This window comes from Streptomyces sp. NBC_01478 (genome assembly GCF_036227225.1).
Classification (GTDB): Bacteria; Actinomycetota; Actinomycetes; order Streptomycetales; family Streptomycetaceae; genus Streptomyces.
In genome coordinates this window covers 10290333-10313422 of the sequence record NZ_CP109444.1, presented here as the reverse complement: position 1 = coordinate 10313422, position 23090 = coordinate 10290333, and the positions used below count along the sequence as shown (strand labels likewise).

General features: G+C 71.1%; 21 protein-coding genes. 7 read left to right on the top strand and 14 right to left on the bottom strand.

Annotated elements, in window-relative coordinates; genetic code table 11:
• Positions 1–4: 4 nt before the first annotated feature.
• Positions 5–157, bottom strand: a complete 153-nt coding sequence (locus tag OG223_RS45955) for a hypothetical protein (RefSeq protein ID WP_329262681.1) — start codon at positions 155–157, stop codon at positions 5–7.
• A 287-nt stretch (positions 158–444) separates the two neighbouring features.
• Here OG223_RS45955 and OG223_RS45950 point away from each other — a divergent pair, with 287 nt between their 5' ends.
• Positions 445–1800 (top strand): helix-turn-helix domain-containing protein, encoded by a 1356-nt coding sequence (locus OG223_RS45950; RefSeq protein ID WP_329262678.1) that lies wholly within the window; start codon positions 445–447, stop codon positions 1798–1800.
• 358 nt (positions 1801–2158) lie between these two features.
• Here OG223_RS45950 and OG223_RS45945 read toward each other — a convergent pair whose 3' ends face one another.
• Genes OG223_RS45945 through OG223_RS45925 form a run of 5 tightly spaced genes read right to left on the bottom strand, consistent with a single transcriptional unit; the run spans position 2159 to position 8748 of the window.
• Positions 2159–3580, bottom strand: a complete 1422-nt coding sequence (locus OG223_RS45945; protein ID WP_329262677.1) for a maltokinase N-terminal cap-like domain-containing protein — start codon at positions 3578–3580, stop codon at positions 2159–2161.
• Positions 3577–5565, bottom strand: a complete 1989-nt coding sequence (locus OG223_RS45940) for an alpha-1,4-glucan--maltose-1-phosphate maltosyltransferase (protein ID WP_329262676.1) — start codon at positions 5563–5565, stop codon at positions 3577–3579. Before OG223_RS45940 ends, OG223_RS45945 begins: the two co-directional genes overlap by 4 nt.
• 27 nt (positions 5566–5592) lie before the next feature.
• Positions 5593–6186 carry a DJ-1/PfpI family protein gene (locus OG223_RS45935; RefSeq protein WP_329262672.1) on the bottom strand — a complete coding sequence of 198 codons (594 nt, stop codon included), beginning with the start codon at positions 6184–6186 and terminating at the stop codon, positions 5593–5595.
• Positions 6187–6191: 5 nt separating this feature from the next.
• On the bottom strand, positions 6192–7868 hold the full coding sequence (locus tag OG223_RS45930; RefSeq protein WP_329262670.1) for a thiamine pyrophosphate-binding protein: 1677 nt from the start codon (positions 7866–7868) through the stop codon (positions 6192–6194).
• Between the two features lie 40 nt (positions 7869–7908).
• Positions 7909–8748 carry a type 1 glutamine amidotransferase domain-containing protein gene (locus tag OG223_RS45925; RefSeq protein ID WP_329262667.1) on the bottom strand — a complete coding sequence of 280 codons (840 nt, stop codon included), beginning with the start codon at positions 8746–8748 and terminating at the stop codon, positions 7909–7911.
• A gap of 318 nt (positions 8749–9066) precedes the next feature.
• Here OG223_RS45925 and OG223_RS45920 point away from each other — a divergent pair, with 318 nt between their 5' ends.
• Genes OG223_RS45920 through OG223_RS45895 form a run of 6 tightly spaced genes read left to right on the top strand, consistent with a single transcriptional unit; the run spans position 9067 to position 13670 of the window.
• Entirely contained in the window at positions 9067–9480 is a 414-nt protein-coding gene (locus tag OG223_RS45920; RefSeq protein ID WP_329262665.1) for a nuclear transport factor 2 family protein, read from the top strand.
• 26 nt (positions 9481–9506) lie between these two features.
• Positions 9507–11123: a GMC family oxidoreductase gene (locus OG223_RS45915; protein WP_329262663.1), complete on the top strand. Its 1617-nt coding sequence runs from the start codon at positions 9507–9509 to the stop codon at positions 11121–11123.
• A gap of 10 nt (positions 11124–11133) precedes the next feature.
• Positions 11134–11952, top strand: coding sequence for an ester cyclase (locus OG223_RS45910; protein WP_329262660.1), 819 nt, complete (start codon positions 11134–11136; stop codon positions 11950–11952).
• Between the two features lie 43 nt (positions 11953–11995).
• Positions 11996–12367 (top strand): nuclear transport factor 2 family protein, encoded by a 372-nt coding sequence (locus OG223_RS45905; RefSeq protein WP_329262659.1) that lies wholly within the window; start codon positions 11996–11998, stop codon positions 12365–12367.
• 5 nt (positions 12368–12372) lie between these two features.
• A complete protein-coding gene (locus OG223_RS45900) occupies positions 12373–12819 on the top strand; it encodes a VOC family protein (RefSeq protein WP_329262658.1) in 447 nt (148 codons plus the stop codon).
• Between the two features lie 17 nt (positions 12820–12836).
• Entirely contained in the window at positions 12837–13670 is an 834-nt protein-coding gene (locus OG223_RS45895; RefSeq protein WP_329262655.1) for an SDR family NAD(P)-dependent oxidoreductase, read from the top strand.
• A gap of 63 nt (positions 13671–13733) precedes the next feature.
• Here the strand turns inward: OG223_RS45895 and OG223_RS45890 are convergent, their stop codons facing one another.
• From OG223_RS45890 to OG223_RS45855, 8 genes are all read right to left on the bottom strand, one after another.
• The gene (locus OG223_RS45890; protein WP_329262653.1) at positions 13734–15365 is read right to left on the bottom strand and encodes an FAD-dependent oxidoreductase; all 1632 of its coding nucleotides are present in this window, start codon (positions 15363–15365) and stop codon (positions 13734–13736) included.
• A gap of 108 nt (positions 15366–15473) precedes the next feature.
• Positions 15474–15848 carry a nuclear transport factor 2 family protein gene (locus tag OG223_RS45885; RefSeq protein WP_329262651.1) on the bottom strand — a complete coding sequence of 125 codons (375 nt, stop codon included), beginning with the start codon at positions 15846–15848 and terminating at the stop codon, positions 15474–15476.
• A gap of 13 nt (positions 15849–15861) precedes the next feature.
• On the bottom strand, positions 15862–17058 hold the full coding sequence (locus tag OG223_RS45880; protein WP_329262648.1) for an MFS transporter: 1197 nt from the start codon (positions 17056–17058) through the stop codon (positions 15862–15864).
• Positions 17059–17179: 121 nt separating this feature from the next.
• Positions 17180–18349 (bottom strand): low temperature requirement protein A, encoded by a 1170-nt coding sequence (locus OG223_RS45875; protein ID WP_329262645.1) that lies wholly within the window; start codon positions 18347–18349, stop codon positions 17180–17182.
• Positions 18350–18439: 90 nt separating this feature from the next.
• A complete protein-coding gene (locus OG223_RS45870) occupies positions 18440–19669 on the bottom strand; it encodes an NAD(P)/FAD-dependent oxidoreductase (RefSeq protein WP_329262643.1) in 1230 nt (409 codons plus the stop codon).
• Positions 19666–21069, bottom strand: coding sequence for an FAD-dependent oxidoreductase (locus tag OG223_RS45865; protein ID WP_329262641.1), 1404 nt, complete (start codon positions 21067–21069; stop codon positions 19666–19668). Before OG223_RS45865 ends, OG223_RS45870 begins: the two co-directional genes overlap by 4 nt.
• Positions 21066–22505: an FGGY family carbohydrate kinase gene (locus tag OG223_RS45860; RefSeq protein WP_329262638.1), complete on the bottom strand. Its 1440-nt coding sequence runs from the start codon at positions 22503–22505 to the stop codon at positions 21066–21068. Before OG223_RS45860 ends, OG223_RS45865 begins: the two co-directional genes overlap by 4 nt.
• Before the next feature lie 384 nt (positions 22506–22889).
• Positions 22890–23039 carry a hypothetical protein gene (locus tag OG223_RS45855; RefSeq protein WP_329262636.1) on the bottom strand — a complete coding sequence of 50 codons (150 nt, stop codon included), beginning with the start codon at positions 23037–23039 and terminating at the stop codon, positions 22890–22892.
• Positions 23040–23090: the final 51 nt, after the last annotated feature.

Sequence of the window (23090 nt, the reverse complement as noted above, 5' to 3'; positions counted from 1 at the left end):
CGCCTCAGCAGCAGGCACCGCTCGCACCGCTGGACTGTGCGATGCCTTCGCGCAGGGGATGGGTGGTGGCACCCGAACCGTTGAACCAGAGTCCGCTCGTCACAAGTCCACCGACGAAGACGACGATTGCTATGAGCGTGAATATTTTGATGCTCATGAAAATCTCCTCTCCGAGCATTTACGGATGACGCGTTGACAAGACGAGTCAACAAGAACTTACTCAATGAGTCAAGTATTAATCTTGCAAAAGACGATCTCGAAAAGCGGAACGCCCTTGCCCAAATGAAATCTGAATTAGTGTCAATTCAGAAAATGCCAGTCCAGACCAGCCCGGACCACTTCGCGCCAGCGAATCGATCATGCCAACTCCATTGGATCGCAACCGACTTACTGGTAACGTTGATCTGTCATCCCGGTGGTCATAGCCACCTCCAAGGAGCCCACATGGACCCTCTCGAAAACACGACGACCACAGGGCTGGGTGAGCGCATCCGGCTGCTGCGCGGCAAACGTGGCCTCAAGCAGCAGGATCTGGCGTCCAGCGAGATATCGGCGAGCTACATCTCCTTGATCGAATCCGGCAAGCGCGCCCCCTCGGAGTCGGTGCTCGCGGCGCTCGCGGAGCGCCTCGGCTGCTCCGCGGAGTACCTGCGCAGCGGCCGGGACGACCACGAGCTGGAAGAGGCGCGACTGCGGCTGGCCTTCGGCGAGATGGCCCTGCGCAACGGCAGCAACGGCGAGGCCCTGCAGACCCTCAGCGAACTCCTGACCAGGCCGAGCCTCCTCGACGTCACCATGACCCGGCGCGCCCGCATGGGCCAGGCCTCCGCGCTGGAGAAGCTCGACCGCACCGAGGCGGCCATCGCGGTCCTGGAGGAACTCCACCGCGACCCCGACCTGGCCCCGGGTTCCGCCGAGTGGTGCCAGATCGCGGTCGCCCTGTGCCGCTGCTATCGCAACGCCGGCGACATCACCCTCAGCATCGAGATCGGCGAGCGCGCCATGTCCCGGCTGGACGCCCTCGGCCTGGACGTGACGGTCGACCACGTCCAGCTCGGCGCCACGCTCATGGCGTCGTACCACATGCGCGGTGACCTGACCCGCGCCCAGCTCATGGGCGGCAAGCTCCTGGACGCCGCCGAGAAGCAGGGCGCCCGGGCCGCACGGGGCGCCGTGTACTGGAACGCGGGTCTGGTGGCCCGCTCCCGGGGCCAGTTGAACGAGGCCATGGCCCTGGTCGAGCGGGCGCTCGCGCTGATGTCGGAGGACGACAACCTGCGCCACCTCGCCATGCTCAAGATGAACTACGGCTCACTGCTCCTCCAGGTCGACGAGCCCGAACCGGCGCGCGGCAAACAGTTGTTGGAGGAGGCGCAGCAACTGCTGGCCGAGGTGGGCAACGCGCCGGAGCTCGCCCAGTGCGAGATCGGGCTCGCCGACGCGGACGCGATGCTCGGGCAATGGGACGAGGCCGCGGCGCACGCCGAGCGCGCGCTCGGGCTGACCGGCACCGAGTCCCGCATCCAGGCCGTCGGCGCCCGGGGCACCCTCGCGGAGATCCAGCTCATGCGCGGCAACCACGACCAGGCCGCGCAGTATCTCCAGGCCGCCACCCGGCAGTTGCGCCAGTTCCGGCCGTCCCACCAGGTGGCCCTCAACTGGCGTTACCTGGGCGACCTGTGGAAGCGGCAGGGCAACACCGCCGAGGCCCTCAAGGCGTACGACCGGGCCCTGTCGGCGGCCGGCATGGCTCCGCACCGCGACCCCAGCCAGATCTTCACCGAGCACCACCGTTCCTGAACCCCAGGCCGTTTTCCCGAATCCGGCCGAGTTCCCCACCTTCTCGGTGGAGTTCATCTCGCGGGCAGCCCCGCGCAAAGGCGTGGACCTTTGGCTGTCTCCCCCGGTAAAGGCAGGGACCTTTACCCGTCGAAGGGCCCGACAGGGCAGGCGACCCGGTTCCGGTTCCGGCCGGATCCGAGCCCTGCGAACCCCCCGCCTGGACAGGTGTCCGGGCCGGGGGGTTCGTCGTGTCTCCGGTCGACGGGTGGTGGTGACCGGACCGGTCCATTCCCGAAGGCCGCCCGAGGGCCACCCGAATTCCGCCCCCTTTCCGTCACCGGAATTCCCGGCGTGCGACGGTGAATTCGGCGGAGGATCAGCGGGAGGAATTCGCCAGGCGGTGCACCGCGGCGAGCGGAATGGGCAGCCGTTCGGGGCGGAGGCGGGATTCGTACACGGCCTCGTAGATCGCCTTGTCCGCCTCGAAGGCGCGCAGCACCACGGGCTGACAACGCGGGTCCTCGCGCCCGGCCGACGCGTAGCCCTCGACGAAGGCGCGCCGGTTGCGGACCGCCCATGCGGCCGCCCGCCGGCGCCGGCGCAGCCGCCCGGCGGGCGAGCCGTCCTGGGGATCGGCGGACTCCAGGGTGGCGAGGCCCGTGCGGGCCGCGTAGTCGAAGGAGCGCAGCATGCCGGCGACGTCCCGCAACACCGGCTGCGGGAGGGCGCGTTCGGCGGCGGTGCGGGCCGGTTCGCCCTCGAAGTCGACGATCCGCCAGCCGTCGGCGGCGCGCAGCGCCTGCCCCAGGTGCAGATCGCCGTGGGTGCGCTGGGCGAAGACGGGTGAGCCGCGCCCGGCGACCCGGGCGTAGTCGTCGAAGAGGGCGCCGAGCCGGGTGGTGTAGCGGGCGAGCGCGGGGACCTCCTCGGCGGCCTCCTTGAGCCGCATGTTCATCCGCGCCGCCTCCTCGGCCACGTCCGGTGCGGTGAGCCGGCTGCGGCCGAACGCCCGGTCCAGCGCGCCGTGCACCTCGGCCACGGCCCGGCCCAGGCTGCGGGCGTGCGGGGTGAATCCGCCGCCCGCCGGTACGCCGCGGCACGCGTCCGCCATGCAGTCGCTCGCGTGCCGTACCGCCTCCTCCCAGCCGTCGCGGGCGTCGGGCAGGAACTCCTCGACGAGGCCGAGCACCAGGCCTTCGGCACCGGGGGCGTCGCTGTGCAGGGCGCCGTAGAGGCGGGGGGTGCGCTCGCAGTGTTCCCGGGTGAGGGCGTGCAGGGCCTCGACCTCGGTGTGCGGGCCCGGTTCGGGGCGGCGGAAGATCTTGAGGAGGATACGGCCGCCGTAGGCCACGGCGGTGTTGCTCATCTCGCCGTCGAGCGGGTGCGGGACGAGGCCGACCGGGAGCGGGTAACGGCCGGTGCGTTCCAGGCGTGGGCCGGGGCCCGCGCCGCCGCCCGCCAGGGTGCGCAGCAGCAGTCCGAGGAGGGCGCCGTCGGCGAGCGCGTCGTAGACCCGCCAGCCCTGCCAGGGACCGGCCGGGACGGTGGTGACGGCGGCGGGTTCGAGGCGGGCGGGGAGTTCGGGGCGCAGGCCGAGCAGGAGTTGGTAGTGGAGGACCTGTCCGCCCGGGCGGCGGGCCGTGACCACGGCGTGCAGCAGCAGGGGCGGTTCGTCGCCGAGCAGGGACGCGGCGCGGGCTTCGAGGTGTGCCCCGGTGAAGCGGGCGTCGAACCAGCGGCGCCCCTCCAGCCAGGGTCCCAGGGCCGGGAGCAGGGGTTCGAGGATGCCGTCGCTCATGATCCCTCCGCGGGTGTGAGCACGTGCGCGACCTGGTGGGCCGGATCGAGGCGTACGTAGGTGGACTCGCCCCAGGCGTAGGTCTCGCCGGTGAGTTCGTCGCGCAGCTTGAGCGTGCCGTCGGCGGGCAGGCCGAGGGCGGCCGGGTCGCAGGTGACGGTGGCCTCGTGGGCGTGGTGCGGGTCGAGGTTGACGATCACCAGCACCAAGTCCCTGCCACCGTCCGGCAGTTCGACGCTCTTGGTGTAGGCGAGGATCTGGTCGGAGTCGGTGCTCTGGAGGCGCAGGTTGCGCAACTCCTGGAGGGCGGGGTGCAGTCGGCGGAGCCGGTTGAGCAGGGTGATCAGCGGGGCGATGGTGCGGCCCTCGGCCGCCGCACGTGCCCAGTCCCGGGGCCTCAGTTGGTACTTCTCCGAGGCGAGGTAGTCCTCGGTGCCCTCCGTCAGCGGGGTGTTCTCGCAGAGTTCGTAGCCGGCGTAGACGCCCCAGCTCGGGGCGGCGGTCGCGGCAAGCACGGCCCGGACCTCGAAGGCGGGTCTGCCGCCGTGCTGGAGGTAGGCGTGCAGGATGTCGGGGGTGTTCACGAACAGGTTGGGCCGCATGAAGTCCGCGCTGTCCTGGGCGAGTTCGGGCAGGTACTCGGTCAGCTCCTCCTTGGTGTTCTTCCAGGTGAAGTAGGTGTACGACTGCTGGAAGCCGGCCTGCGCGAGCGCGTGCACCATCGCCCGCCGGGTGAACGCCTCGGCCAGGAACAGCACATCGGGGGCGGTGGCGTCGACCTCCGCGATCAGCCACTCCCAGAACTGCACGGGTTTGGTGTGCGGGTTGTCGACGCGGAAGATCCGCACCCCCAGGTCCATCCAGTGCCGGACGATCCGCAGCGCCTCGGCGTACAGGCCCTCGGGGTCGCCGTCGAAGTCGAGTTGATGGATGTCCTCGTACGTCTTCGGCGGGTTCTCGGCGTAGGCGATGGAGCCGTCGGCGCGGTGGTGGAACCACTCGGGGTGCTCGGTGAGCCAGGGATGGTCCGGGGAGCACTGGAGGGCGAGGTCCAGGGCGACTTCGAGGCCCAACTCCCTTGCCGTGGCGGCGAAGTGGCGGAAGTCGTCCTCGGTGCCGAGCTCGGGGTGGACGGCGTCGTGGCCGCCGTGCCGGGAGCCGATGGCCCAGGGCGAACCGACGTCGTCGGGGCCGGCGTGGAGCGTGTTGTTCGCGCCCTTGCGGTGGGTGGTGCCGATGGGGTGCACGGGCGGGAGGTAGACGACGTCGAAGCCCATCGCGGCGACGGCGGGCAGCCGCTCGGCGGCACTCCGCAGCGTGCCGCCGGCCGGGCGGCTGCCCGCCCGGACCACCGCTCCCTCGGAACGTGGGAACAGCTCGTACCAGGAGCCGACGAGGGCGCGCCGCCGTTCGACACGCAGCGGCAGAGGCCGGGAGGCGGTGACGAGGTCACGCAGCGCGTAGCGCCCCAGGGCGGCCGTCACCCGGGGGGTGGTGACGGCGGACAGCCGGGCCGGAGGGGGGCCCAGGGTGTCGCGGAGCGCGGCGACGGCCGCGGAGACCGCCTCCCGGCGGTCCGATTCGGTGATGCCGAGTGCCGCTCGTTCGTACAGCAACGCGCCCTCGGTCAGGGTGAGTTCGGTGTCGACGTCGGCCTGGATCTTCAGTGTGGCGTCGTGCCGCCAGCTCTCCAGCGGGTCGGCCCAGGCCTCGACACGGAAGGTCCACAGCCCCTCCGTGTCGGGCACCACGGTCGCCTGCCAGCGGTCGGCGTCCTCGTCGACGAGGGTCATCGGGACCCGGTGGGCGGGGTGCCCCGCGGGATCGTGCAGGACGACGTCCGCGGCGACGGCACCATGGCCCTCGCGGAAGACGGTGGCCGTGATGTCGAGGTGTTCGCCGGTCACGGCCTTGGCGGGCAACTCCCCGTCCCGCACGCGTGGTCGGACGTCGAGGACGGGGATGCGCCCGGTCACCGGTGTCATGGTCGGCTCCTCCCCGCTCGGATCCCGTCAGCGGAGCCCGGTCGGGGCCGGCGTCCGGGCTGCGAGCAGGTCGATGATGGTCCGTGCGAAGAGGTGGCAGTGGTTGCCCGTGCGGCCGGTGACCAGGTCGTCGTGGATGACGACGTCCTGGTCGACGTACTCGCCGCCCATGTTCCGCAGATCGCCCAGCAGGTTGTTGTGCACCACCGCGCGCCTGCCCTGCATCAGACCCTGCACGGGCGCGGCCAGCCACATGCCGTGGCAGATGATGCCCTTGAGGATCGCCGGGTCGGCGAACGCTCGGCGCAGGAACTGGCTGGCGGGCGGCAGCAGTTTGGGGTCCTCGGTGAACCGCAGCCGGTCGGCGACCATCCCGGAGGGGACGATGACCGCGGAGTACTCCTTCAGCGCGAACTCGTCGAGGTCCTCGAAGGACTCGGTGACCTCGAAGGGCATGCGGTGCTCATGGCCCTGGAAGGTCATCTTCTCGTTGCCCCACAGCCGGGACAGGAAGTGGACCTCGGCTCCCTCCTCGGGGAAGCGGTAGCGGTAGTAGAGGATCTCGGGCTCGTAGAAGTCGCTCTCCATCAGGACGGCGATCTTGTGACCGGACAGTCGCACGGCGGCTACCCCTTCCCCTTCGCGGTGACCAGGTCGATGAGGAACGGCCCGCGGTGCGCGAGCGCCTGGGCGACCGCCTCCTCCGCCTGCCCGGGCTTCTCGACCCGGAGGGCGGCCACGCCGAGCGAGCCGGCGAGGGAGACGAAGTCGACGGCCGGGCTGCTCAGGTCGAAGATCTCGGGCTGTTCGTGGGCGGGGATGTGCTGCTCCCGCCAGTACTCCTCGATGTTGTACTCGAGGAGCTTGTAGCGGCCGTTGTTGCAGATGACGAACTTGGTGGGGAGGCCGTAGCGGGCCGCCGTCCACAGGGCCTGGAAGGTGTACATGCTGCCGCCGTCGCCGGTGAAGCCGACCACCGTGCGGTCGGGGTGGGCGAGTTGGGCGCCCAGCGCGCCGGGGATGCCGACGCCCAGGGAGCCGCCGCGGGTCTCCATCCACTGGCCCGGCACGGTCGGCGCGAGCCGGCGGAAGATCTCCGGGGACGCGGTCAGCGCCTCGTCGAAGAGGATCGCGTCCGCCGGCAGCCGGCGGGCGAACTCCTTGGCGAGGGCGATGGTGGGCAGTTCCAGGGCCTCGGCCGCGGCCTCGGCCCGCTCGTCGGCCTTGGCGAGGGCGGCCGCGCGCTGCGCGGCGTGCCGGCGCAGCCGCTCGACCGCCGCGGTCCGCCGGCCCAGGCCCATCTCCCGGCCCAGTGCCTCGGCGAGGAGACCCAGGGTGGCCTTCGGGTCGGCGACGATGCCGAGGTCGACGGGGTGGTTCTTGGCGATCGCGCCGGAGTCCAGGTCGATGTGCACGACCGGGACGCCCGCCCCGAAGACACCGTCGAGGGCCGGGTACACCTCGGGCAGCGCGTAGGTGCCCACGACGAGGACACCGTCGGCCGAGCCGGTGATCTTCCGGCTCTGCTCGCCGAACATGTGGCCCAACTGGCCCGCGTAGGCGGGGTGTTCGACGGAGAGGTTGACCTCGGCCCAGTCCGCGCCGTACACGTCGGCGCCCCACACCTCGGCCAGCTTCCCCAACTCGGCCTGGGCGCCCGCGAAGTGGACACCGTCACCGGCGATGACGATCGGCTTGCGGGCGTCGGCGAGCAGGGCCGCGGCCTTCGCCACGGTGTCCGGGGTCGGCAGGCTGCGGGTCTCCGGGTAGGACACGGGCAGCACCGGTTCGGCGGTGTCGCGGTCCATGACGTCGGCGGGCAGCACGACCAGCACCGGGCCGTACGGCGGGGTCGCGGCGACCTTGAAGGCGCGGCGCAGGACGCGCAGCGTGGAGTCGGGATCGACCACGCGGGTGGCCCACTTGGTCACCGGTTTGGCCATGCCGACCAGGTCGGCGGCCATCTGCGCGTCCATGCTGTCGTAGCGCAGTCCGGACTCGCCGACCAGGGTGACGATCGGGGCGTGGCCGCGCATCGCCTGGTAGAGCATGCCGATGCCGTTGCCGAGCCCGACTCCGGAGTGGAGTTGCAGGACCGCCGGGGTGCGGGTGGCGCGTGCGTAGCCGTCCGCCATGCCGACGGCCGTGCACTCCTGGAGGGCCAGGATGTACTGGATCGAGGGGAAGGAGCGCAGTTCGTCGAGGAACCCCTGCTCGACCGTGCCGGGGTTGCCGAACATGAACCGGACCCCTTCGGCCTGCAGTTGTTCGAGCAGCGCGATCCGCGCGGGCCTGCTGTCCATCGTGCTCACCTCTCGTCGGAGCAAAGGGCGTCGGGCGGCCTCAGGCGGTCGCCGTGAACCCCCACTGCCGCAGGCCCTCTTCGAGGACCTCGACGGTCTTCTGTCCGGTCAGGTAGGAGTCGGGCGTCGAACGGCCCGTGATGAACGGGTAGTCGACGATGACGGAGGTCGTCTTGCCGAAGTTCCCGTGGTAGGCGCCGCCGGGTGCGGTGGCGTCGCGCAGGATGTACTCCAGCGGGTACGGCGGGGGACCCATCACGAAGTCGGTGCCGAGGAAGCCGGTGCCGTCCTTGTAGTCGTACTCGATGCAGTGGCCGGTGACGTGCTTGCCGCGGATGAGGGAGACGCGGGTCTCCTGGTCGCGGGCGAAGGCGAGGCAGGCGACGCCGTAGCACTCGGCGGCGATCGGCCGGTCCAGGGCGTGGAAGGCGAGGATCAGGTCGTGGACGCGCCAGTTGTTGGCGAGGTCGACGATCGGTCCGCTGCCGCCGACGATCAGCAGCGCGTCGTAGCGGTCGGCGATCTGTGAACGCACCTGCTCCAGGCGGGAGTTGTAGGCCTCCCAGTCGCGCAGGAAGTACGGCTTGGACCGGTAGGGCCGGTCGGGCAGCCAGGACGACAGGTCGAGCGGGTTGTCGAGCCGGTCGGAGGCCTCGACCTTCCGCACCTTGGCGGCCGTCTCGGGGGTGGTGACGGAGCGGCCGAGCGGCGGGTCGACGTACTCGGGGTCCAGGCTCGGCGGCAGCGCGTGCGGGCGCTTGCCGGTGGCGGTGGCGAAGGTGATGTGGTAGCCGGCCTGGTCGAAGGTCTCCAGGGGGCCGATCAACTCCTCGCCCCAGTAACCGTATTCGGACAGGACGACCAGAATGCGCTTGCTCATGGGGTTCCTCCCGTTCGGCGGGACGGTGCCGACTGGCGGATTCCTGTGTACGTCGGCGGAGTTCGCGCCGGTCGTCGGCGGGGCCCGGGTCGCGGCACATCCCCAAGTGGCCGAACGCACTACGGCATGTCCTGGCCATCGATCTTCGATCGGTGAACTCAGTGGCTTCCGGCGGGAGTTGCCGCAGCTCGGGTGGCGACTTCGCACAGTGCGGCCCGTCCTCGCGCACGAGCGGTCGGGGCGGGCGCGGTTGTGGGGTCATCGGTCGTGTGTCGCTTCCGGACCCCGGGAGCGGAACCCCGATGAGCGGAGACATTCATGCCGAGCGAACAGACCGGCTCCGACCGGGAGATCGCCGAGTTCGTGCAGCGCTGGTACGACCTGCTGAGCGAGCACGCGCCGGTCGAGGAGCTGCTGCCCTTCGTCGCCGACGAGGGCCTGGTGATGGCCTTCCCGGAGCGGACCCTGTACAGCCACGCGGACTTCCTCGACTGGTACACGGCCGTCGGCGAGGCCTACACCGACCAGAGCCACACCGTGGAGAACGTCACCCAGCAGGAGGACGGCACCCGCATCGACCTCGACGTCACGGTGGTGTGGACCGCCAAGTCGACCGCCGACGGCACCGTGTCGTCCTTCCGGATCAACCAGAAGTGGCAGTTGGAACGGTCCACACCGGGTGCCCGTCCGCTGATCGTCGACTACCGGGTCGGCGAGCCGGCCGCCATCTGATTCCCCGTCACCTTTTGGAGGCTGACATGCCGTCGAAGTCGGTGCCCCTCGGGGCCGATTACATCGTCGTCGGCGCCGGCTCGGCCGGCTGTGCGGTCGCGTCCCGGCTGAGCGAGGACCCGTCCGTGAGCGTGGTCCTGCTGGAGGCGGGCGGCTGGGACGAGCGCCCCGAGATCCACCGGGCCGACGCCGCCTCGGTCCTCTCGCTGCTCACCGCCGAGTGGCGGAGCGAGATCGACTGGGGCTACGTCACCGAGTCCGAGGCGGGCATGGAGGGCCGCCGTGTCCCCGTGGCCCGTGGCAAGGTCGTCGGCGGGTGCAGTTCCGTCAACGCCCTGATGTGGGTGCGCGGCAGCCGCCACGACTACACCCGCTGGGTCGCCGAGGGCGCCACCGGATGGTCGTACGACGACGTCCTGCCGTTCTTCCGGCAGGCCGAGGACTACTCGGGCGGCGCCGACGCCTTCCGCGGCGCGGGCGGTCCCGTCCGGGTCCGGCAGCTCGACCGGCCCGCGCCGATCGCGCGGGCGTTCGTGGCAGGAGCCGGTGAACTCGGCTACGCCACGGACACCGACGGCGACTACAACGGGGCCCGGCAGGAGGGCTTCGGCTTCCTGTACCAGACGTTCCGCGACGACGCGGGCCACCGGTGCAGCACCGCCGACGCCTATCTGCGCCCGTCCCTGGAACGTTCCAACCTGACCGTGCTGACGGGCACCCTGGTCACCCGGCTGCTGCTCGCCGGGACACAGGTCACGGGCGTCGAGTACGTCCAGGACGGCACCCGGCGCCAACTGCGCGCCGAGGGTGAAGTCATCGTGTCCGCCGGGGCGTTCGAGACGCCGAAGCTGCTCATGCTGTCCGGGATCGGCCCGGCCGCGCATCTGCGGGAGCACGGCATCCGCTGCGTCCAGGACCTGCCGGGCGTCGGCGCCGGACTCCAGGACCACCTGTTCGTACCGATCTGCTACCAGTCGTTGCAGGAGCACCCGGACGGGGCGCTGCTGTCCGAGGCGGGGCTGTTCACCCACACCCGCGAGGCCGGTCCGGAGGACTCCCCCGACCTCCAGTTCACCTTCGGTCCCATCAAGTTCCTGCCGGCCGACGCCCCCGCCGACCAGTGGGAGGGGCCCGGATTCACCTTCGCGCCGATCGCGCTGCGGCCGCAGAGCCGGGGCCGGGTACGGCTGCGCGACAGCAGCCCGGAGTCCAACGCCGTCGTCAGCGCCGGCTACCTCACCTCCACGGCCGACCTCGATGTCCTGGTGCACGGCGTGGAGTTGGCGCGCGAGCTGGCCGCCACCCGTGCCTTCGACCCGTTCCGCGGCGACGAGCTCGGCCCCGGCAAGGACATCACCGGGCCCGAGGAGCTGCGCGGGTACGTCGCCGCGAACGCGACGACCCTGTGGCACCCGGCCGGCACCTGCCGGATGGGCACGGGCACGGACGCCGTCACGGACCCCGAGCTGCGCGTGCACGGCATCGCGGGGCTACGGGTCGCGGACGCGTCGGTGATGCCGTCGATCACCGCGGGCAACACGCACGCGCCGGCCGTGATGATCGGCGAGCGTGCCGCGGCGTTCGTCCGCGAGGCCGCCGCCGCTCTCTCCCAACCGTCCCTGTCCGACGTCCACTTGAGCTAGGGGATGCAGCATGTCCGACCTCGACCAGTCCCAGCAGGAGAACCTGAAGCTGTACCGGCGTTTCCTCGACGCGTTCAACGCCGGCGATCTGGCGGAGATCCCCCGGGTCATCGCCGCCGGCTTCACCGACCACCACCCCGGCTTCGACATCACGGGCATCGACTCCTATCTGGAGGCGCTGCGCGGGGCTTACAACACCCTTGAACTGAAGGGCGAGTTGGAAGAGCTGTCCGCGCTCGGCGAGGACCGGGTGCTGACCCGGGTCAAGCTGACCGGCACCCACCTCGGCGAACTGCTCGGCTTCCCGGCCACCGGCCGCAAGGTGGAGTGGTCCACCACCGAGATCTGGCGGGTCCAGGACGGCCTGTTCGTGGAGCGCTGGGCGCAGGACGACATGCTCGGACTGCGCGGGCAGATCTCCTCGGACGCCTCGAACCTGGCCGTCGTCCAGCAGGTCAGCGACGCCGTCAACCACCGCCGGCTCGACGACCTCGACGACCTGTTCGGGCCGACGTTCCACGACAACAACCCGGCGTGGAGCTGCGAGAGCCTGGAGGAACTGAAGGGGATCATCCAGGGCGCGTACGACGGGCTCGACTTCCGCGTGGACCTCGACGCGCTGTACCCGGCCGCCCCCGACAAGGTGATCATGCACATCACCTTCCACGGCAAGCACATCGCCCCGTTCTTCGGCCAGGAGCCGACCGGCAAGGAGGTCTCCTGGACCAGCCTGGAGGTCTACCGGCTGGAGGACGGCAAGGTCGTCGAGCGCTGGGTGCAGGCCGACACCGCGGGTCTGATGCGCCAGGTCGGCGTCCCGCTCCCCTGATCGATCCCGTACCCCCGCAACAGCCACAGGAAAGGACGGGCGCATGGACACCCGAGAAGTGGTCGACACGTACTACCGACTGGCCAACGCGGGCGAGTGGGACGCCTGGTGCGACCTGTTCGCCGCCGACCAGACCATGGACGAGCAGTTGGCCGGACATGTCGAGGGCCGCGAGACCCTCCGGGAGATGATGAAGGGCTTCCCGGAGATGTACGCCACCTTCGCCAACGTCCCCCGGCACGTGGTCGTGGACGGCGAGCAGGCCGCGGTGGTCTCCGACATCACCGGCCGCACCCACGACGGCGTCACCGTCGAGGCCAAGGTGTGCAACTACTTCCGCGTCACCGGCGGCCTCATCAGCTACTTCGCGAACTTCCACGACAGTGTGCCGTTCGCCGCGGTCACCGGGAAGTGAGGGCGATGACGACCGCTCCGGCCGGCCTGCGCTGGTCGCATGTCGGCCTCAACTGCCGTGACCAGAAGGCCACGGAGGACTTCTACACCCGGCACTTCGGCTTCGCCCGGGCCCGGGTGGTGGAGGCCGACGGGGTCCGTGTGGTGTTCCTGCGCAACGGCCCCGTCTGTCTGGAGCTGTTCGCGACCGACGCGGACGCGCTGTTCACCACGGCGAAGGACGGCCCCGACCACCCCGGCACGGCACGCCATCTCGCGTTCCAGGTCGACGACGTGGACGCGTTCCTCGCCGCGGCCGGGGGCGAACTGGAGCCGTTGCTCGGCCCGTTGACCTTCGACGCGTTCATCCCCGGCTGGAAGACCGTGTGGGTGTCCGACCCGGACGGCATCGTGCTGGAGGTCAGCCAGGGATACACCGATCAGTCCACCGACGAACTGGCCACGTACGCCTGACAGGAGAGTGCACCACCATGAGGCCCGTCCCCGACCAGACCATCCTCCTCACCGGCGCCACCGACGGCATGGGCCGTGAGCTGGCCCGCGAACTCGCCGCGCAGGGGGCGTCGTTGATCCTGCACGGCCGCAGTGCGACCAAGGGCGCGGAGCTGTTGGCGGAACTGCGCGCGTCCACCGGCAACGAACGGCTGAGCTACGAACTGGCCGACTTCTCCTCGCTGGAGGACATCCGCAAGCTCGCCGACCGGATCCTCTCCACCCACGACCGGCTCGACGCGCTGGTGAACAACGCCGGCATCGGGGTCGAGCTGGCCCGCCACGAGAGCCAGGACGGACTGGAACTCACCTTCCAGGTCGACTACTTGGCGGCCTACATGCTCAGTTGCCGGCTCGCGCCACTGCTGGTGCGCTCGGCCCCGGCCCGCATCGTGAACGTCAGCTCCGCGGGCCAGGCGCCGATCGACTTCCGCGACGTGATGCTGGAGCGGAACTGGGACGGGGTGCAGGCCTACTGCCAGGCGAAGCTCGCCCAGATCAGCCTGACCTTCGACCTGGCCGAGAAGCTGCACGGCACCGGGGTGACGGTCAACGCCCTGCACCCGGCGTCGTACATGCCGACGAAGATGGTGGTGAACCTCTTCACCCCGCAGTCCACGGTCGAGGAGGGGGTGCACAGCACCCTGCGCATGATCACCGACCCGGCCCTCGACACCGTGACGGGCGCCTACTTCAACCGCACCCAGCGGTCCCGGGCGGGCGCCCAGGCCTACGACGAGCGCGACCGCGCCAGGCTGCGCGCGCTGAGCGAGTCGCTGACCGGGGTGAGCTTCCCGGCCGACCTGAACTGAGCGACCGGAACACCGAGCCCCCGCCTCGTGCACGCGAGGCGGGGGCTTCGTGGTGTGCGGGTGCTAGTTCGCGGTGACGGACAGCTTGTGGTGGAACACGTTACCCGGGTCCCAAGTGGCCTTCACCTGACGCAACTTGGCGAGGTTGTCCTTGAAGTACAGGGTCCCCCAGGGCACGCCGGAGGTGTTCCAGGCCGGGTCGGTGAGGTCGGTGTCGGGGTAGTTGATGTAGGAGCCGTCGTTGGTGTCGTTCGGCACCGGCACCCCGCCGGTGTCCGCGTAGAGGTCGCGGTGCAGGGCGCGCATCCAGGCCACGTGCCGGTCGTCCTGCGTCGGATCGGGCCAGTACGTCGTGAAGTTGGCCTTGAGGACCGAGTCCCGCTGGGCGAGCGCCGTGGCCGTGGATGACACGGTGTTGACCTTGCCGCCGTAGGAGTAGAGCAGGATGCCGGCGTGCCCGTCGTAGGCGGCGTCGGAGAGATAGCCGTAGAGCGTCTTCGCCTGCGCGGCGGACCAACCCTGACGCAGATAGGCGCCCTTGGACTTCGTGCGGTTGTAAAGGCCGGTGTCGTAGGGGTCTTTGAGGGTGGTCTTGAGCCACGGCCAGGAGGAGCGGGCGTCGGTGTACGGGACGCCGATGCCGCCGGTCACCGCCGTGACGTAGGCGTCGAGCAGGGCCGGGGCGTCCGAACGGGTGCCGTCTATCTGGGTGTTGAGGACGAGGCTGCCCTGGATCCGGTTGTAGAGGATGAGGACGCTGTGGAGGCTGTCGTAGGAGGAGCCCGCGACGCTGTTGCGGGCGTGCCAGGCGCCGTGGTTCGCGATCAGCGCGGTGAAGGCGGCCTCCGTCAGGTCGGTCCACTTGATGGCGACGGTCGACTTCAGGAGCGTCTTGGGCGGTCTGGGCAGGAGGGTGGAGGGGTCGGTGCCGGTGGCGCCGGGGGCGCGGAACCAGTAGCGGGTGACGATGCCGAAGGTGCCTCCGCCGCCGCCCGTGTGGGCCCACCACAGGTCCCGGTGCGGGTCGTCGGCCTCGCGGGTGGCGACCACGGCACGGGCGGTGCCGGAGGCGTCGACCACGACGACCTCCACGGCATGGAGGTGGTCGACGACGGCGCCGTACTGGCGGCACATCGCGCCGTAGCCGCCGCCGGTGACATGGCCGCCGACGCCGACGGTCGGGCAGGTCCCGCCGGGCAGGGAAACGCCCCACTCCAGGTACAGGGTGCGGTAGACGTGGCCGAGGGTGGCGCCGCCCTCGACGAGGAAGGCGCGGCGGGCAGGGTCGTAGCGGACCGTGTCCATCTCGGACATGTCGACGAGTGTCCGTACGTCCGGGTCGTCGACGAGTCCGTCCAGGCAGTGCCCGCCGCCGCGCACACCGATGCGTCTGCCGGCGTCGACCGCCTCCTGGACGACGGACACCACCTGCGCGGTGGTGTGGACGAGGCGTATCGAGTCGGGGGCGGCGGTGAATCTCGCGTTGTAGCCACGGGAGGTGAGGTCGAGATAGCGGGCGTCCGATGCGCCTACGGTGACCGCGGCGGGGGTGGTGGTGTCCGTGGCCGCGCTGTCGGCGGCGAGGGCGCGGCCGGGGAGGACGGCCGCGCCGATTCCCGCGGCGGTCGCGGTGCCGAGGAGGCCGCGCCGGGTGAGGCCGGCGGCCGGGCGCCGGTCGGGTTGCTGTCGTGCCACTGCTGTCTCCTTTGTCTCGTGAAGAACTCGTCTCGTGAAACTCGTCTCGTGAAAAAACTGCCGCCCAGGAGGCCGGGAGCCTTCTGGGCGGCAGGAATTGAGGGGGCGTCAGACGACGTCGTGTCCGCTGACCGTGGTCTCCGGGATCTCGTCGCGGACGTCCCAGTGCTCGACGACGAGTCCGCCTTCGAGCCGGAAGATCTCCACGACCACCGAGCCCCGGTCCGTGGCCGTGGCGCGGAAGTGGGTGTGCACGAAGACCAGGTCGCCGGAGCCCGCCGCGCGCTTGATCTCGAACCGTGCGTCGGGGAGCTGCTTGCGGAAGCCCTGGATGAACTCGACCAGCGGCTCCCGCCCGTCGGGCAGGTTCGGGTTGTGCTGGATGAGGTCCGCGGCCAGGTACTTGTCGGCCAGGTCGACCTGCCCCTGGTTCCAGACGGTCTCCAGGTATTCGCGCACGAAGTGCACCTGGTGGCTGCTCATGAGTTCTCCTTGGCTAACTGATGTGTACAGGTGTGGCGGGCTGCTCGGCGGCCTTGGCCGCCGACGCCTGCCGGGCGGACAGCAGATGGGCCAGCGCGGCGAGGACGAGCACGCCCAGGGCCGCGGCCGGGATGGGGCCCGCGCCCACGCCCGGCAGCAGGGAGCTGCCGATGAAGCTGCCGAGGCTCATCCCGAGGTAGAGCGCGGCGGCGTTCAGGGCGAGGATCAACCCCGGTTGCAGGGGCACCAGTTCGACCAGCCGGGCCTGTTGCGGGGCCTGGTAGAGCTGGCTGAAGAAGGCCCAGAACGCGAAGAACACGAGCCCGGCGGTGGAGTGCGGGGCGACCAGCAGCAGCGCGAAGCCGAGGGCGAGGCCGCCGACGGCGAGGCCCACGGTGCGTTCGCCGCCGAGCCGTTCGGCGATCCTCGGCGCGGACGCGTTGCCCGCGACCCCGATGACGCCGAAGGCGAGCAGGGTCACCGAGATCAGCCCGGACGACGCGTCGAAGCGGTCCTTCAGATAGGCGCCCGCGATGCCGTAGACGGTGAACTGGGCGGCCATGAACAACAGGGTCGTCGAGACGGTGGCCACGGTGGCGGGGGTGCGCAGCGCACCCCGGTAGGCCTGCACGGTGGGGGGTTCTCCGGCCGGGATCTCGGGGACGAACACGAACACCGTCACGAAGGCGATCGCGGAGAGCGCGGCCACGCCGAGCAGGGCCGGACGCCAGCCGAGGCTGCCGCCGAGGAACGACGCCAGCGGTACCCCGAGCACGGCGGCGGCCGTCATCCCGCCGAAGACGGTGGCCAGCGCCCGCTGCCGGCGCTCCGGCGGGACGATGAGCGCGCCGGCCGCCGAGGCGCCGGGTCCGAAGACGGCGGCGCCCATCGCGGCGAGGACCCGAGTGACCGTGAGGAAGCCGTAGTTGGGCGCCACGGCCCCGAGCACGGCACCCACGGTGAGCAGCCCGATGCCGACCAGGAGAACGCGCTTGCGGTTCCACCGGCGCAGCAGGATGGGGGCGCTGGGCGCGCAGACCGCGAAGGTCAGCGCGAAGACAGTGACGAGAATGCCCACCGAGGCGGGCTGGACGTGCAGATCGTCCCCGATCGGAGCGTTGAGGCCGACGACCGCCAGCGAGATCGTCCCCAGGCTGAAGTAGCCGAGTGACAGCGACAGCAAGGCCGGTAAGGCGTTGCGGTTCGGCATCACGCCACCTCCTCTTCCGAACGGGAAAGTTGCATACGGTGACCGTAGGAGCGCCCTGTGACCCCTCGCGCGCGTCGCGAGGCGGACCCCGGCACTGCCCGAGGTCCGGCCTCGCACTACGTCAGGTCGTGCCGAACGAGCGTGAGCGCAGCACCAGCGGCACCCGGCGGCCGGAGCTGATCAGCCAGTGCTCCACGCCGTTGACCAGCAGGAGCAGCAGGGAGGTGAGGGCCAGCACGGCGAGGGCCGGCAGGAGGGGTGCCACGGCGGCCGCGGCCAGGAGCACGAGGCCGCAGTAGAAGCGGGTGGCGGACGCGGCGCCGAACATCCGGCGGCGCGTGTAGCAGAACGTCAGCAGGATCAGCGCGGCGCCGACGGGCAGCAGTCCGGCGGCACCGGAGTGCGGGGTCCGCAGCGGCTCGTGGACGGTCCGTGCGGCGCCGACGGAGACCAGCAACAGGCCTGCCACCAGGACGAGATGGCCGTAGCTGAGGACGTCGCGGACGACGACGGCGGGGGTGGGGTGGGTGCGCAGGGCGTGGGCGACGGCCGAGGCGACGAGGTGGAAGTAGAGCCACCACAGGGCGCAGCCGATGAGGAACGCGAGGACGAGCGCGGTCAGGCTGACCGGGTCGAGCGGTCCTTTGGCGACTCCTGCGCCGACGGAGAAGATGTTCTCGCCGAGGGCGATGATGATGAACAGGCCGAATCTTTCCGGGAGATGGTTGACGCCGAAGGCCAGTCGCCGCAGATGGCCGCTGAGCAGGACGGGTGCCGCCAGTTCGGCGACCACCGCGACCGCCCAGCACACCGTGCGCCAGGGGGCGGGCAGGGTGGCGGCGGCGAACAGCACGAGGGCGAAGGCGAGTCCGGCGCGGTAGGGGTGGATGGTGTAGAGGGCGCACTCCCGGCGGATGGCCTCGCCGATGAGCAGGCGCAGGGCGAGGTAGCTGCCCGCGTACAGCAGGGCCTGTTCCCGGTTGTCGAGGGCCTGCGGGGCGGCGACGGCCATGCCGTAGACGGCGAGCGCGGTCAGCATCAGGAACACGCGCTGCAGACTGGTCTCGTGCACGGCGTTCATCGCCATGACGACGTCCACCCAGGCCCACCACAGCGGGACGAGCACGAGCAGACACTGTCCCAGCACGGGCCAGGTGGCGTGTCCGGCGAGCAGGTGCGCGATCTGGCCCACGCCGAACGCGAGGACCAGATCGAAGAAGAGCTCCGCCCAGGTGGCCCGGTCGCGCACCTGAACGGCCGGGACGGTCGTTGTCGCGGTTGCGTCGGTCATCGTCGTATCGGGACACGGGAGGGCCCGAGGAGCGCGAAATGTGCGAAGTGGGCGGCTACTGCGGCAGGTTGGGCGCCCGGTTGTCCGAACTCAGCGCCCGGTGAGCGTCACCCGCACCGGCCCGCCCGCCGGGTCGACGAGCCGGGTCCAGCCCGCCGTCAGGGTCAGCGTGCGATTCGGTACGGCCGCCCGCAGCCGCTCCTCATGCAACACCCGCCCGTCCTGGACGACTTGCAGCACCGGGCGCTTCGACAGGGCCGAGGTCCGCAGAACATACGGATGCCCGTCCCCCGGGGCGACACGGTTCGGGGCGATCCAGCGCAGGGGCGGCTCGACGAGCAACGGCACGGTGTGGCGGGGCCGTTCGGCACCGGCGAGGCTCTCCAGAACGGCTGCGGCGACACGGACCCCGTCGCGGGTGGCGGTGGCCGCGCTCTCGACGGGGTGCAGGAGACTGCCGGCCGCGAACACACCGGGCCGGGAGGTGTGCAGGGCCCCGTCGACGGCGGGGCCACGGGTGCCGGGGTCCAGTTCCAGGCGCCCCCGCCGGGCGAGCTCGTGGTCGGGCACGAAGTCACCGGTGAACACGACGGTGTCGCAGGCCAGTTGGACGCTACGGCCGTCCCGGTGCCGGACGCGGACGCCGGACAGCCGTCCGTGGCCGAGGAGTTCGGTGACCGTGGTGTCGGTGAGGAGAGGGACGCGGTGGCGGAGACGGGCGTCGTGGGCCCGGACGGCTGTCGTCTGGGAGACGGGCAACTCGGTGACCATGGCGACGACTTGGGCTCCGGCGGCCCGTACGGTGTCGGCGGCCGCGTAGGAGACGCTCTCCGCTCCGACCACGACGGCCCGGGTTCCGATCCGCTGTCCGTAGAGGTGCACCGCCTGCTGCAACTCCCCTGTGGTGTACACCCCGTCGGGGCGAGTACCCGGTACCAGCCGGGCCGCGCGCGGCCGTTCGCGGGCGCCGGTGGCGAGGACGACGGCTCGCGCGCGGACGGTCTCCAGTCCCTGCGGGCCAACGGTGTCGAGTGCGAGGGGTCCCGCCCAGTCGAGGGCCGTGGTCCCGGTACGGACGACGGCACCGGCCCGTACGGCGGCGGTGTGCAGCAGGCGGGCGTACGCGGGTCCGGTGAGCGGATGCGTCCAGGTGCCGAAGCCGCCGTGCCGGCAGTGCCGGGGCACTCCCCCGGCATGCTGTTCGCGGTCCAGGACGTCGACCCGGGCGATTCCGGCCGCGGCGAGGCGTGCGGCGGCGGCGAGTCCCGCGGGGCCCGCGCCGACGACGAGGACGTCGACTTCACGGGTGGGGCGGGTCACGCACCGGCCCCTTCGAACAACTCCCGTACCGCCGCACCGCAGTAGAACCCCTGGCAGCGGCCCGCCCGGGCCCGGGTCCGGCGCCGCAGTCCGTCGAGGTTGCGCGGTGGCACCGTACTGGCGAGCGCGTCCCGTATCTCACCGCGCGAGACGCCCTCGCAGTGGCAGACGAGGGAGCCGTACTCCGGGTCGGCGGCGACGCGTCGGGCGTTCCGGTGGGGGCGCGGGTGGGTCTCGCCGAGGTTCGGCATGCGGACCGGTTCCAGGTCCCGCGCCGGGCCGGGATCGAGGCCCATGTCGGCCAGCAGCGCGGTGACATGGGAGGCGATGGCGAGGGACGCGGTCAGGCCGGTGGAGCGGATGCCGCCGACCGTGACGTACGCCTGCTCGGGGTGGGCGGTGATGCGGTAGTCGTCCTGTTCGGTGGCCGCGCGCAGACCGGCGTAGACGGCGGTGACCTCCTCGTCGAGGAGCGCGGGGAGGATACGTGCGCCCGACTCCCGCAGCAGGGCCAGGCCTTCGGCGGTCGAGCCGGTCGCGCGCTTGTCGTCCAGGTCCTCGGCGGTGGGCCCGAGGAGCAGGTTGCCGTAGACGGTCGGGGTGACGAGGACGCCTTTGCCGCGGGCCGTGGGGACGGGCAGGAGGATGTGGTGGACCAGGTCGCGGGCGAGCTTGTCGAAGACGATGAGCTGGCCCCGGCGCGGGGTGACGGTGAAGTCGCGGTGTCCCAGGTGGCGGTCGAGGGTGTCGGCGTGCAGTCCGGCCGCGTTGACGAGCCGGCGGGTGCGGAGGGTTCCCCGGGCGGTGCTGAGGACGTGCTCGCCGTCATGCCAATTGACGTCGCTGACGGGCGAGTTGAGGTGCAGGTCGACTCCGTGCCGGACCGCCTGGGTCGCGTACGCCAGTGTCGTCGTCCAGGGGCAGACGATGCTCTCGCCGGGCACGTGCAGGGCGCCGAGCGCACCCGGGCCGAGGTGCGGTTCCCGTTCGTACAGTTCGGCGGGCTCGATCAGGCGGGTGGCACGGTATTCGTTGCGTACGGCCTTCTCCGCCAAGTGCGGGAGTGCGGCGCGCTGTTCCTCGTCCCAGGCCACGAGCAGCGCGCCGACCGGCTCGACGGCGATGCCCGACTCACCTGCGTAGGCGGCGAGTCGGCGTGCCCCCTCGCGGACGAGGCGGGCTTCGAGGGAGCCCGGTACGGCGTCGAAGCCGGTGTGCAGGATCGCGGTGTTCGCCTTCGAGGTGCCCTGGCCGACGTCGTCCTGTGCCTCGACGAGGGCCACGCGCAGGCGCGGCCGGCGGGCGAGTTCGCGGGCGATCGCACAGCCGACCACGCCCGCGCCGACCACCGCCACGTCGTAACTCCCCGACGGCAGCGGTCCGTTGAGCGTGACCGTCATACGGGTGCCCGGTCGAGCAGGGCGGTGACTTCGGTGCGGAAGGCGGCGAGGCGTTCGGCCGCGTGGTCGGGGGTGATGCGCGGTTCGTAGACGGCGGCGGGTTTCCAGTCGGGCAGGGCGTCGGCGAGCGTCAGTCCCGGTTCCGCGCCGAGTTGGGCCAGGGTGCCCACGCCGAGGGCGGTCGCGTCGGGCAGTGCGGACACCTCGACGGGGCGTTGCAGGAGGTCGGCCTGGGTCTGCATGAGCAGGGCCGAGCGGGTCAGGCCGCCGTCGACGCGCAGCACGTCCAGCGGGGTGCCGAGGTCGGTCGCGGCGGCTTCGGCGAGTTCGACGACCTGCGCGGCGAGGCCCTCGCACAGGGCGCGCACCAGGTGTCCGGAGGTGGTGTCGAGGGCGAGTCCGGTGAGCGAGCCGCGCAGGTCGCCGCGCCACCAGGGGGCGGCTAGCCCGGCGAGGGCCGGGACGAAGGTGACACCGCCCGCGTCCGGTACCGCGCCGCCCACCCGGTCCAGGTCGGCGGCGCCGGTGATGACGCCGAGATCGGTGAGCCAGCGGACGGCGGACGCGGCGGTGTACACCTGCCCGTCGAGGCAGTAGCCGGTCCGCCCGCCGAGCCGCCACGCGACGCAGCTCACCAGTCCCGAGTCGCCGCGCCGGGGTGTGTCGCCGGTGTGCGCGAGGAGGAACGCCCCTGTGCCGTAGGTGCACTTGGCGCCGCCGGGCGCGGTGACGCGCTGGGCGAGCAGCGCCGCCTGCTGGTCCACGACGAGTCCGGTGAGGGGTATCTCCGTGCCGAACACGGTGGTCGTACCGATGGGTCCGGCGCAGTCGACGACACCCGGGAGGCGCTCGCCGGACAGGCCGTACAGGTCGAGGGCCCTGGGCGACCAGGCGGCCGTGTCGAGGGCGAGGAGTTGGGTGCGGCCGGCGGTCGCGGCGTCGGTGACATGGGTGCCGGTGAGGCGGTGGACCAGCCAGGAGTCGCTGGTGGTGACCATGCCGTCGCGGGTGAGGTGGCGGCGGATCCAGGCCATCTTGGGTGCGGCGAAGTAGGGGTCGAGCGGCAGCCCGGTCAGCAGTCGCAACTCGTCGGCGTGCGCGACGAGTTCGGCGCAGACGCTCTCGGCACGCCGGTCCTGCCAGACGAGTGCGTCGGTGAGCGGCATTCCGGTGTCGGGGTCCCAGGCGAGCACCGTCTCGCCCTGGTTGGCGAGGCCCAGCGCCGTCACGGGTTCGTCGGCCTCGGCGAGCGCGCGGCGCCCGGCGACGATCACCGACTCGTACAGTTCCTCGGGGTCGGCCTCGACCAGGCCACCCGGCAGCCGACGGGTCCCCACCGAGACGAACCCGGTGCCGATCACGCCGCGTTCGGGACAGATCACCAGGGCTTTCGTGCCGGATGTTCCCTGGTCGACGGCGAGTACCGGACCCGTCATACCACCCCTCTCGTAGATCAACGCCCGACAGCCTGCCGCCGGGCCGCACACCACGTCAAGCGTTTCTGATCATCGATCAACTCGTGGATATATCTGCCGAGTTGGGGCACCAGCAGGAACAAGAATGGCGGTGGTCGGATGCGTGTCTTTCTGACAGCAATGGCTACCGCAAGTGTCGTCAAGGCAGTGGCGCATGTGGCTGAAGCTTCGCAAAACGGCACAACACCGAGAGGGCGCACCGTCCCGGTGCGCCCTCTCGTTTTGTGGGACCGGTCATCAGGGCCAGGTTCTCACCGGCACCGTGCCTGCTCCACGGCACTACGAGTTCAACCTCGGCAGCTCTCAGGTGCCACGGGGTGTACACGGCTCCCTTGCAGGCCTTGATCAAGTTCCGTAGCTGTCCGGGTTGTTGGTGATGCCCAGGACGGGGAGTGCTCCTTGGGGCTCGTCGCGGATCGCTCGGGTGGTCTTGGCGATGTTGTCGCCTCCGAGGGTTTTCAGCACGCCGATGGCGGAGTTGCGCAGGGTTGCCATGGCCTGTGGTGCGGTCCCGGCGCAGACACTCTCACGGGTCTCGCGCCGGCC